The sequence below is a fragment of the Pseudomonadota bacterium genome (assembly GCA_027624955.1).
GTDB lineage: Bacteria > Pseudomonadota > Alphaproteobacteria > UBA828 > UBA828 > PTKB01.
On record JAQBTG010000060.1, the window covers coordinates 1 to 12,424 of the forward strand.

General features: G+C 57.2%; 8 protein-coding genes. All 8 read left to right on the forward strand.

Features of this window, described 5'->3' with window-relative positions; all coding sequences use genetic code 11:
- The first annotated feature begins 194 nt into the window (after nt 1-194).
- Nucleotides 195-1,133 (forward strand): cytochrome c family protein, encoded by a 939-nt coding sequence (locus O3A94_16275; GenBank protein MDA1357810.1) that lies wholly within the window; start codon nt 195-197, stop codon nt 1,131-1,133.
- A 153-nt stretch (nt 1,134-1,286) separates the two neighbouring features.
- Entirely contained in the window at nt 1,287-2,957 is a 1,671-nt protein-coding gene (locus O3A94_16280; GenBank protein ID MDA1357811.1) for a cyclic nucleotide-binding domain-containing protein, read from the forward strand.
- A complete protein-coding gene (locus O3A94_16285; protein ID MDA1357812.1) occupies nt 2,954-3,769 on the forward strand; it encodes a hypothetical protein in 816 nt (271 codons plus the stop codon). Before O3A94_16280 ends, O3A94_16285 begins: the two co-directional genes overlap by 4 nt.
- A complete protein-coding gene (locus O3A94_16290; protein MDA1357813.1) occupies nt 3,766-5,736 on the forward strand; it encodes a hypothetical protein in 1,971 nt (656 codons plus the stop codon). Before O3A94_16285 ends, O3A94_16290 begins: the two co-directional genes overlap by 4 nt.
- The gene (locus O3A94_16295; GenBank protein ID MDA1357814.1) at nt 5,708-7,528 is read left to right on the forward strand and encodes a multiheme c-type cytochrome; all 1,821 of its coding nucleotides are present in this window, start codon (nt 5,708-5,710) and stop codon (nt 7,526-7,528) included. The genes O3A94_16290 and O3A94_16295 overlap by 29 nt, the downstream gene beginning before the upstream one ends.
- 2 nt (nt 7,529-7,530) lie before the next feature.
- On the forward strand, nt 7,531-9,084 hold the full coding sequence (locus tag O3A94_16300) for a hypothetical protein (GenBank protein ID MDA1357815.1): 1,554 nt from the start codon (nt 7,531-7,533) through the stop codon (nt 9,082-9,084).
- A gap of 28 nt (nt 9,085-9,112) precedes the next feature.
- On the forward strand, nt 9,113-10,393 hold the full coding sequence (locus O3A94_16305; GenBank protein MDA1357816.1) for a 2Fe-2S iron-sulfur cluster-binding protein: 1,281 nt from the start codon (nt 9,113-9,115) through the stop codon (nt 10,391-10,393).
- 198 nt (nt 10,394-10,591) lie between these two features.
- Nucleotides 10,592-12,424, forward strand: a 1,833-nt coding sequence (locus O3A94_16310) for a TolC family protein (protein MDA1357817.1), incomplete at its 3' end; no start/stop codon positions are given.

The window sequence follows — 12,424 nt, forward strand, 5'->3', positions numbered from 1 at the left end:
AATCCGGGCTAGTTGGTAATTTGGATTATTCATCGTGTCGAACTGCTGCACTGGGAGCACGTTCCTGTGCACTGGGAGCACGTTCCTGTGCCGTCGCAAAATGGCCATAATTACTCATTAGAGGGTTGTTTTGCTTCGCTGAATCACGCATCATAGATTTTCGAAGGATAGAGCAGATCATGGGGAGCCTACCGATGCGGCTAGCAACAATAACTCTCATAGCGTCGTTCGCGATAGCGACGGCAATATTTGGATTCGCGCAGAAATCCAGCGCGGAAGTTTTTAGTCAAGGCCCTAAGGTCTGCGCCGAATGTCATCGTGGCGAATCAGAGGTTTGGCAGGCGACCAAGCACGCCGAATCTTTCAAGACGGTGCATAAGGAAAAAAAGGCCAAGGAAATCGCCACCGCAACCGGTGAAAAAAGCATGAAACGCAACGAAACCTGCGTGCAATGCCACTACACCGTGACGCAAAAAGAAACCGGCGGCAAAGCCAAGCCTGAAGCGGGGCCATCCTGCGAAAGCTGCCACGGCGCGTCTTCTGATTGGTTCCCCCTTCATAATGATTACGGCGGACCCAGTGTTAAAGCCGATCAAGAGACGCCGGAGCATAAGACTGGGCGCATCGCCAGCGCTGCGGCGGCCGGCATGCGCTGGCCGTCCGATAAATACGGCGTGGCTGAGAACTGCATGGAGTGCCACGGCCTAGCCAATCCCAATGTGGCCGGCGACAAGCTTGCGATCATGCTCGATTCTGGCCACCCGACAGTGGCCGATTGGGAGTTGGTGCGCTACAGCCAAGGCAGTGTGCGCCATCGCTTTTATCCGCCCGATATGACGAAAAACGCTGAAATGTCGGCGGCGCAATCGGCAGAAATGTACGTGATCGGCCAGGCGGCCAAGCTGGTTTCGGCGGTCAACGCAGCCGGACGTTCCGATTCTGCCAAATATAAAGAATTTCAGGCGGCGCGTGCTGCGGCGGCACGGGAAGCGCTGGGCAAAGTCAGCGCGGCAGCGGGCTTGTTGACCAACCCCACCGCTGACGAGGCACGCGCCCTGGTCGCAGCAATTCAAGGTAAGGACCTCTCTGGTGAGGTCGGCGGCTTGTTGCCCGCGAAAGACAGTTACAAATAGGCATTATGGTCGCGATCACGTTCGGAACGTTTGCGGCAAGATAGAGACTGCCGCGCCACTGGCGTGAAGGGGCAGAAAGTTTTAATCGATGCGCCAAGGGTGGGTGTAAGACCACTCGCTAGAAGCATCAAACGGTGGGCGGGGAACAGGGATTTGGCCAGCGTTGCAATGATTGCGAGGCCTCAGCGGTGGGATGCACCGTTCGGGCCCGAAATGGCGGATGCCGATGTCCAGCGTCTTTTGGCATTGCCCGAATTCGCGTCGATCGACGCGGAAGCTTTTCCGAAACACACACCGCTCGACGGCATTCTCAGGAACGATACGCGAATCGTCCGCTATCACCCAGGCGATATCATCGTGCGCGAGGGCGATTACGGCAATTCAGCGTTTCTCGTCGTCAACGGCAATTTGCGGGTGGTCATTTCGCCGTCGCTGCCGCGCAACCTGATCGGCCGCCAGAATAGCGAACGCAAGAATTTCATCCAGGCGCTGGGTCAGTTATGGACCAATCGGACTGTGCCGGAAGTGCGCGACACATCGCGTTACGGCGGCCAGTCAGTACGCGAGGGCGGCGCGCAAACCGAGGCAGATGCCCGGGTTTTCCTGCAGGATGTCCCGGCCGTGCTGGACAGCCACAATACCGCACAACTCGGCCCCAGTACCCTGTTTGGTGAATTGGCGGCGCTCGGGCGTGTGCCGCGCACCGCGACGATCTTCGCCGAGGAAGAATCTGAGCTGCTAGAAATACGCTGGCAGGGGCTCAGAGAATTGCGCAAATACGATCCGGGCTGGCGCAAGACGATTGACGAGCGCTACCGCGAGAACGCGCTCAAAGTGCATCTGAAAAGCTCGCCCTACTTCACTGGCTTGAGCGAAGTAGAACTTAACGAGGTCGCCGATGCGACCCTGTTCGAAAGCCATGGCAGCTTCGAATGGCATGTGACATACAAGCGCATGCGCGACCAGGGCAAAGCCGACAAAGAGCCCGTCATTGGCCGCCAAGGCGACTATCCCGATGGCCTCCTGATGATTCGCGCAGGCTTTGCGCGGGTGTCGATAAAAATGGGCAATGGCGAGCGAACGCTGACATATTTGGGTGCCGGAGACAGCTTCGGCTATGACGAACTGTGGGCATCTCATCTCGGCAACGACGTGTCGCTACAAACCTCGCTAAAGGCGGTCGGCTATGTCGATTTGCTGCGCGTGCCGGCGCCGATTCTGGAGAAGTATGTCTTCAACAAGGTCGGCCATCATGTCGCGAGCCCGTTGCACCATTTGGCGACTCGAACCGTAGCCTCGGACGCACCGCTCGAATGGGCCGTGGAGCAACGCTTCATCAATGGCACGATGGCGATGCTGATCGATCTGGAGCGCTGTGTGCGCTGCGACGATTGCGTGCGCGCCTGCGCCTCGACGCATGGCGGCAATCCGCGCTTCATCCGCCATGGGCGCACCTTCGATCATTGGATGGTCGCCAATGCGTGCATGCATTGCGCCGATCCGGTGTGCATGATCGGCTGCCCCACCGGCGCCATCCACCGCTCGCTCGAGACCGGTGCCGTCGTGATCAACGATGATACCTGTATCGGCTGCGGCACCTGCGCCAACTCTTGCCCCTACAACAATATCCGGCTGGTCGAGATCCGCGATATCGAGGGCAAAATGGTGCGCGATCCGGATAGCCAAAAGCCGATCATGAAAGCGACAAAATGCGATCTCTGTGAAACCAATCCGGGTGGGCCGGCCTGCGTGCGCGCGTGTGCGCATGATGCGCTCAAACGGGTTAATTTCCAGGGTGACGAGACGTTTGGGGCCTCAACATGAGCCCAATCGCTATCCGCTATACCCTGCTGTGGGGCATCGCCATCGTCTGCTTGATAATTTTGGCGGTGTATAGCCATCTCGCAGAGCTGAAATTAGAACGCCCCGAATTTATCACCGGTTACACCCTGTTTGCGTTGCTGATGATCTTGGCGCTGTTCAATGCGCGCAAGAAGCTCGCTATGGTGCCGCTTGTGCGCTCAGCCTATTGGTTGGCGATCCATGTGGTGGGCGGTGTTGCAGCGGTAATCCTGTTCTTTATTCATACCGGATCAATCTGGCCGACCGGTGGCTACGAACAGGCGCTCGCCCTGGTGTTTTATCTGGTTTCGTTAAGCGGAATTTTCGGATACATCATTCAGCGCATAAATCCCCGCCGCTTGGTGCAAACCGATTTCGAGATCATCTATGAACGCATTCCGGCAGAATTGTCGGAAATCAGGGAAAAAGCCGAGGAGGAAGTCCGCGTCTGCACAGAAGAGACGGGCAGCGACACCTTGGCGCGGCATTATATGGAAACGATGAGTTGGTTTTTCCGCCGGCCGCGATTTTTCTTCAACAACGCCTTTGGCGGCAATTCCGGACAACATTGGCTCCGCAATCAGTATCGCACCGTAGACCGCTATTTGAACGATGGCGAACGGGTGCATCTGGACCGGTTGAATGATCTGGCGGAAATGAAGGCCAAGATCGATATCCATTATGCCTGTCAGAGCACGATGAAATACTGGTTGCTGGTGCATTTGCCATTGGCAGCTGCGGTTCTTGGACTAATGTTTTGGCACGTGATTGTCGTGAATGTGTACGCGATATGATGGATCCGGAAAAGTTTAAACACGATATCAGCCGCTACGAGCGGCCGACACAAAATTTCCGTTGCGGGCGCGCCGCAGCGTGGGGCAAGCCATGCGAATTCGGCCCCAACACGACCGGGCGCTGCGGCGGCATGAGCGAATGTCGCCCGGCCCAGGTTGGCGACCGCTGGGAATGCCGGCGTTCAGCGATCGCCGGCGGCCCGTGCGAAGAGGGCCCTGATCCGAGCGGCGCCTGTTGCCAGCAACACCCGCCCTGTCAGCCCAAACGCACGATTAGGAGCCTGCGCGGCATCCTTGCCATCAGTGCGTTCTCGCTCGTGGTCGCGATCATCGCGTTCATGTTGACTTTGGGCGACGGTGGCGCAGCGCGCGATTCAATCATTCAGGCCGGCGAATTGACCGGCGGACACGCTAACTTTACCTCGGCAGTAGGCTGCGCATCGTGTCACACGGCACATGACCAGGACGCCGGCGATTGGTTCCTATCGGCGTTCCACGAGCAGGATATGACTGGGCAATGCGTCGATTGCCACACCTTCGGCGGCGATGCGCGGATTGGCCACAACGCATCCTTTGCGTCCAAGGCGCAAGCGACGGAATGCGTCATGTGCCATACCGAGCACAAGGGCGAGGATGCAGATATCAAGACCATGTCAGACGCCCAATGCAATGTCTGCCATGAGACCAAAATCGATAGTTTCTCCGCTAACCATCCGGCATTTCCCGCCGCCTTCCCGCATGATCGCCGCACTTCGGTGCAGTTCAATCATTCCTCTCATCTGGCCAAACATTTCGCCGACCAGCGCTATCAGGAACGGGCACCGGCGGATTGCACATCCTGCCATGCAGTCGATACGGCAGCGCGCGCCGTTGCGCCGGCGGGCTTCGACGAAACCTGCGCGGCGTGTCACAGCGATACCATCCGCGAACGCGAATTGGTGGTGCTGCGACTGCCGGAATTCAACGAGAACCTAATTGACCGCGATGCCGTCACCGAAGCCTGCGGACCGACCCTGGAGAGCTGGGAATTGCTGCGCGAGCAGATGGCAACGATGAACGAAGCGATCGAAGCCGGCGATGTAATGGAAATGGCAGAGCCGGTAGAGGAAGAAGAATATGAAGCCGTTTCGCTCGAGGAAGGCGGTCCGATCACCGCTTATCTGATGGGCACGCCGGCAGACGACATGGACAGCTATAGCCCGCCCATGCAGGAATTCATCATGCGCCTGGTCGAAGAGGGACCGGCGCCGCTGGCCGAGCTGGTAGATGAACGTGCGGGTGAGACGGTATCGCCAGTGATGTTGTCGGGCCTCAATTCGGAACTGGTCAAGCGTGTGGCCTGCGCCTGGGCGTCAAATATTGAATATGAAGCGCCGGCGGAGAGCACGCTCGGTGGCTGGCATGGCGAGGCGCTTGAGCTGCGCTACAAGCCAGTCGGCCATGGTGATCGCGTCGCCAAGGCGTGGATTTCTTTCGCACTGGCGAGTAATGCTGGTGACGATGGTGATAACGCCGACAATGCCGAGGCCATGCATGAGGCTGTTTTGGATCGTAAGGAGGGCGTCGGCGCCTGCACCAAATGCCACGCGCTTTCGGACAAAGAAGGCGGTGCCAAAGAAGCCGAATGGCGCTACCGGGCAAGCCAAGCAAGGCCGTATACGACATATTCGCACGGCGCGCATATCACCTTGCTCAGTCCGGAGGGCGTCAATTTGATGGACCCGGAGAACGGCTGCCGCACCTGCCATAAAATCAATCCCGAGGCGTCTTACCAGGAGGCGTTCGATCAAAGTGATCCACATCACTTCCAAAGCAACTTCTTTGCGATAAAACAGGAGACCTGTGCGGAGTGTCACAGTGAAGGACAGGTCCAACAGGACTGCCAGCTCTGTCATGTGTATCACGCTGACCCTGGATTCAATTTACGGATGGTGAGAAATGAAGACGCGGCAAAACAAAGCGAATAACCCCTGGCGCCTCGGCGTCGTGTTCCTCGCCGCTCTCGGCCTCCTTACGGTCTTGGCTTGGCAATCGCCGGCCAGCGCTGATGAGCACGAAGGCGCGCCGGCCAGTGCCGATGGTCAAGAAACTGGCGACGAGATGCATAGTGCGCTTGCGGATGAAGATCTCTTCCCGAGTGCGTCGAAATGCAAATCCTGCCATGAGGATATTTACCGCGAATGGGCGTCGTCAAATCATGCCTATTCGGCGATCTCGCCGATGTTTCATAAATTCGAGAACGCCATTAATTCGCTGGCGCCGACCATCAGTGCGTTTTGCGTGCGTTGTCATATCAGTGCCGGAACCGCGATGGGCGAGCCCCGCGAAATGGCGATTTGGGACCGTAGTCAGGTTTCGCGCGAAGGCGTCACCTGCATTACCTGCCATCGCGTCAACGAAGCCAATGGCCGCTCCAACGGCGAGCGCCGGATTGTCGAAGGCAGCATCTTCCAGCCGGTGTTTGGTAATATCGGCGGCGACGGCGTTGCTGAAGTGGTGGCCGATGCCAGCTCTTGGAAAGTGGCGACCAACGAAGAAGAACGCGGCAATCAAATTCACACCTCGGCCGTCAAGATGGACCAGCTGTCGCAATCAGAATTTTGCGCATCCTGCCATCAGGTTGCGGTCAATCTCGGCATCAAGCTCGAAGTTGTGTGGGAACAATATCGTGACTCGCCGGCCCATCAGGAAGGCGTGAGCTGCCAGGATTGCCATATGAGCTACAATCCCGGCGTTGCTGGCGAATTTAAGACCGGCCCCGTGGCCGTGGTCGATGGCCGGCCGGTCAACCCCAACCGTATCCGCCATGATCATTCCTTCGCCGGACCGGGCTATCCCATCGCTCATCCCGGCATCTTCCCGCACAATCCCGACGCCGAAAACTGGACCATGCAGGAATGGCTGGAATTCAACTGGCGCGAACCTTGGGGCGATCCGGACTGGGAAGACGAATATGAAGAAGCAGTAGACAAAGGCACGCGCGAAGAATTTGAATTTCCAGAAGTTTGGGAAGACCGATTCGACCGCGAGGAAGCGCGCGCCGTCGTCGAATATAATCTCGTGCTGATCGAGGAAAAACGCGATCTGCGCCGCCGCGTGATGGAGAATGGCTCGCATGTCGACGGCCCATTCTTCGACGACCCACCGCAAGTCGGCGACGATCTCGATTTCCATTATGTCGTGACCAACACCAACAATGGCCACAACCTGCCGTCCGGGTCGCTCGGCGCGCAGCCCGAACTGTGGCTGAACGTGGCGTTGATCGATCCAAGCGGCAACAATGTTTGGGAATCCGGCTATGTCGACAGCAACGGCGACATGGCCGATCAGCACAGCCTCGATGTGCTCGACGGAGCCATCCCCTTCGACGATCAATTGGTGAATTATCAGACCAAGTTCCTGACCACCAACGTCAAGGGAACCGACCGTGAGATGTATCTGCCGGTCAATTTCGATGTCGACCAACTGCCGTTCCTGCGCCCAGCGGCGCAACCGACAACGGTGATGAACCATCCGCCGTTCGTGCGCATGGAGAGCCGTTCCATCCCGCCGCTGGCCAGCCGCGATGCCGACTATTCGGTGCCGGGCGAGCTGCTGAGCGAACCGGGAACGTATAAATTGGCCTTCCGCATGCGCAGCCGGGCCGAGCCGATCTATTTTATGCGGTTCGTCGGTGCGACTACAGAAATGGAGCGCACCATGAACGAGTGGATGTTAGAAGTCGACGCCTTCACCGTCGAATTTGAAGTAGGGAGATAGCCTTGACCAAGAAGTCGCATTATCGATTCACCTTTCGACTTTGGCCGGTGGGCGGCGTCGCCCTCCTGGCCGGTGCACTTGCACTAGCGGGTGTCGAGAAGGCGGCGGCAAAGGATATTGAAACCGATCCCGCTGCGTCGCAGGCGGAGCATGATTCGGGCGTGTTTCTGCCGGACCCGGTCTATGAAGACGCCGGCTACGATACCGAGGCACAGCTGGAAATCTATGGCGGTAAATCCGCATACCCAACGCCCCGCCCGCTGATTGAGGCGGGGCGCGAGCTCTATACGGCCGGGTCGTTCTCCGAAGCCGGCACGTTTCTTGGCACGTTGAATCCCACGTATAATCAGTTTTACGTTTATGGCGATTGGCGGACGGCGATTGCCTTCAACGACAATGGCGCCAAGGAAGTTGGTCAGGTAGCGACCCGCCTTAATCTCGATTTCGATTACCGCTTTACGTCAACCGAGCGGGTTCACTGGTTCATCGGGCCGCTTGACGGGCAAGGCGAATTTACGCGCTGCGAATTCTTCGGCGATGACGCACCCGACAACGACCCCGACCGTGAATGCGATTTGCAGCTCGACGGCAATTTGGACGCGCTATTTTTCGAAGGTGACGGCGGCGCGATTTATTCCGGCCTAGCTGGCAGCTACTCCTCGATCGATGTGCCGTTTGCCTTCGGCCTGATGCCGCTGCTGTTCCAAAACGGCATTTGGATTGAAGATGCCTTTACCGGCGCCGCGATCACAATCCCGGCGCTCAACAGCCCCTCACTCGACATCTCTAACATGGATTTCACTTTCTTTGCCGGTATCGACAAAGTGACCAATGCGGGCATTCTCGATAATGACGGCGTGGCGGCGGATCACAATGTGAATATCTACGGCGCTGCCGCCTTCATCGAAGCGACACAAGGCTATTGGGAAGCAGGCATCGCCCATCTCGACGGCGAATCAGGGCTGGACGACCAGAGCTTCAGCAACGTCACACTGGCCTTCTCAAAGCGCTACAAGGCGTGGCTGTCAAACAGCACGCGCGTTGTCTATTCCTTCGGCCAGGACCGCGACAACAATGCGCAGCAGAACGCAGATGGCATTATCTTGTTGTTCGAAAATTCATTTATTACGCGCAAACCTTCGACCTGGGTGCCCTATGCAAACTTCTTTGTCGGCCTCGACAGGCCACAATCTGCAGCTCGCGCGGGCGGCGCCGGCGGCATTCTCAAGAATACCGGCATCAATTTCGAGACCGACGGCCTGACCGGCTTTCCCAAGCTCGACGATACTGGCCAAAATACGGCCGGCGGTGCCTTGGGCATGGAATATTTGTTCAACCTCGACCAGCAACTCGTGGTGGAAGCCGCGGCGTTACAGGTAATTGACGGCGAAAATGAGGTCGGTCGCGCTGCTCGGGGAGACGAATATGCGCTCGGCGTGCGCTACCAATTGCCATTGAGCGAGGCTTGGATCTTCCGCGCTGATGCCATGCATGGCTGGCGCATGGAAGATGACAATTTGGCTGGTGCGCGCTTTGAAATTAGACGCAAGTTCTAACGGCGCTTAAGGGGGGAGGCTCGAGAGAATGGATATTGCCATTAATGTCATCGCCATCATTGTGTTGGCGACGTTGTCGATCTTTCTGTTTTTGACGATTGCTAGCAATGCACGGCGCGCGGCGTTCGCCGGCGGCAGCGCCGAAATTCAGGATCGGAGACTCCAGGCTGAAATCGACCACATCATGGATCAGCGCCGCATCGAGCGCGAATCCAACGAGCTGTCGTGGAACGGATTCCGCAAATTTGAAATCAGCCGCAAGGTGCCGGAAGGCGGCGGCATTTGCTCGTTTTACTTCTCTCCGCATGACGGCAAGCCGTTACCGCCCTTCAAACCCGGCCAGTATCTGACCTTCGGCCTCGATATAGCGGGACAGAAGAAGCAGGTCATCCGTTGCTATTCCCTATCGGACAGCCCGCATCACCCTGATTATTACCGCTGCTCGATTAAGGCCGTGCCGCCGCCCCGCGATCAACCGGAAGTGCCGCCTGGCCTGTCTTCAAATCATTTCCATAACAGTGTGAATGAAAGCGACATCATCGACATTAAGGCGCCGGGCGGTCAATTCTTCATGGACACGTCAAAACAGGGTCCAGTGGTGCTGATCGGTGGCGGCATTGGCCTGACGCCGGTGCTCAGCATGCTCAATCAGATTGTCGAAAGTGGCTCGAAGCGCGAAACCTGGTTCTTCTACGGCGTGCGCGACAGTAGAGAACAGGTCATGAAGGAACATCTCGAGCAGATTGCGCGCGAAAATGAAAACGTACGGATGTGTGTTTGCTATTCGAAGCCCGGCGAAAACGACGTCGAGGGCAAGGATTATCAGTATGCCGAGCGCGTGAGCGTCGATCTGTTCAAGCGCCTTTTGCCGTCGAGCAATTACGATTTTTATATGTGCGGCCCGCCGCCGATGATGAACACCATTGTGCCCGCCCTGGAAGAATGGGGTGTGCCCGAGAAGTTTGTGCATTTTGAGGCCTTTGGCCCGGCAACGGTGAAAAAGACCAAGACCGAAGCCAATAAAGAGGCCACCGAAGCCTCTTCAGCGAGTGCCGGCGTGCAGATCACCTTTGCTAAATCCGGCAAGACGCTCGATTGGAACCCGGATATCGGCTCAATCCTGGATTTTGCTGAGGAAAATGATATCGACATCGATTTCGGCTGCCGGGCCGGCAATTGCGGCACCTGCATCACTGCGATCAAAGCTGGTGAAGTCAATTATCTTAATGAACCCGGCGCAAAACCAGAAGCGGGCTCCTGTCTGGCCTGCATATCTGTTCCCAAAGGAAATTTGTCGATTGACGCCTAATTCCGAGGCGGGTCGCCAACAGCAAAAACAAGGCAGTTCCCGGCCTTTGCGGGGACGGGTCGACAAGCTGGGATACCTTTCAGAATCAAGAACTTGTGATAATGTGAAACCAATTTGGGGGGTTACTGTCGGGCGATTGGCGCCCGCAGCCTGGAACGATAAAGCTGTATTGTCGATAAAATGGGCAGGCTATTTACCATGAAAAGGCGTCTGTGTGTCGTTGCGTTTACCGCGGCACTTCTCGGAACCACATCAATTTTCGGAATTCAAGGGCAGGCCTCGGCGCAGTCACTTCAGGAAGAAGTTGCGCAATTGCTCGTCAACCACCCGCAAATCCGGGCGGCACGGCAAAATGTTGCCTCCAGCGAGGAAGGCGAGAACGCCGCGTTCGCGGAATATCTGCCAAGGATCAGCGCCTTTAGCGATTTCGGCTATGAGCGCATCGACAGCCCAGGGCGGACCACCGCCACGCCAGGCCAAGGCCCCTTCACCACGGGACAAGCGCGCCAGACCAGCGTCACACTTACGCAAACTGTGTTTAACGGCTATCTCAACGAGGCCAACAACGCCAACGCCAACTTGGCCAAGCAGTCCGCGGAAATCAGCTTGGAAGAAGTCGAACAAGGCGTGTTGTTTGAAGGCGTCTCAATATATTTGGAAGTCTTGCGCAATATTCGTCTGCGTCAGTTGGCGACCGAAAATACAGCCACAATCCAGCGCCAATTCGAGCTTGAAGATGAGCGCGTGCGCCGTGGCGCCGGCATCACTTTAGATGTTTTGGAAGCGAAGAAACGCCTGCAAGTGGCCAAGGAACGCATCGTCGCGTTCGACGGAGCGCTCAGAGATTCGCGGAGCCGCTTCAACCAGGTGTTCGGGCATGAACCGACCACCTCCGAAATGGTCATGCCGACAACGCCGCTGGGCTTGATCCCAGAGAATGTCGATACAGCGATTGCCTCTGCGTTGGTTGAACATCCCGCAATTCGTAAGGCCGAGAAACGCGTCGATATTGCCCAAGAACAGCGCACCATCGCCAAAGCGGAATTTTATCCAACCGTCGATATCGTCGCTGAATGGTCCTACGAAGACGATCTCGCGGCTACTCGCGGCAGCCGGCGGAATTATACGGCCAAGGTTCAGGCGAATTGGGACCTGTTCAATGGTTTCGCCACCCGAGCTGGCGTCGCCCGGGCGTCGCATGATTACTTGTCGAGCATCAATTCGGGAAATTTTGTTAAGCGCAAGATCAGCGAAGAAACCCGCCTTGCGTGGTCGGGTCTGGATACGGCGCGCCAGCGCGTGACCTTGCTGCAAAACGCGGTCAACATCGCCGCCGAAGTGTTCAGCGGACGCAGCAAACTGCGCAAAGCCGGCAAAGAAACTGTGATCAACGTGCTCGACGCTGAAAGCCAGATGTTCGACGCACGCATCCAGTTGGTCGCGGCCCAGCATGACGCGCGTATCGCGGTGTACCGCCTGTTGGCCGCGATGGGCCAAGTGAATGTTGATACCATCTCACAGCTGGCCTCAATTAAGACCCAGCAAAAGTTAGCGTCGGCGGCTCTGCAACAGAACGATAGCGCCAACAAAATTATCGAACCGGTCGCAGCGACGACCCGTGATGAGAAGGCTGGCGGTGAAGAGATAAGTGACTCGGCGGCAGCAGCCAAAATGGCGGCTGTGGAACCCAGTGCAGGGACCGAGGAGCCGATCCAAGCGTCACAACCTGTCACGGAAATGGCAGCCAAGCCTGAGCCGACGGTCAAAAGCGCCGAAAACAAGACGGCGGCGATTGAGCCAGCGGTAAAATCAGAGGTGAACCAGCCCGAGGCGGTGTCGCAGGCAAAAACCGAAATCATCACGCAGCCCGAACAGACCGCAGCCAAAGCTGAAATGGTGGCCGAGAAAACGATCGCGGTTTCCGCGCCGAAGCAAACTTCGGTGAAAACCGCGGCAGTCACGCCGACGAAAAAGCCGGAAACAGTGGCGGCGAAAGTGGGCACATCGTCTGATACTGAGGCAAATCCGGCC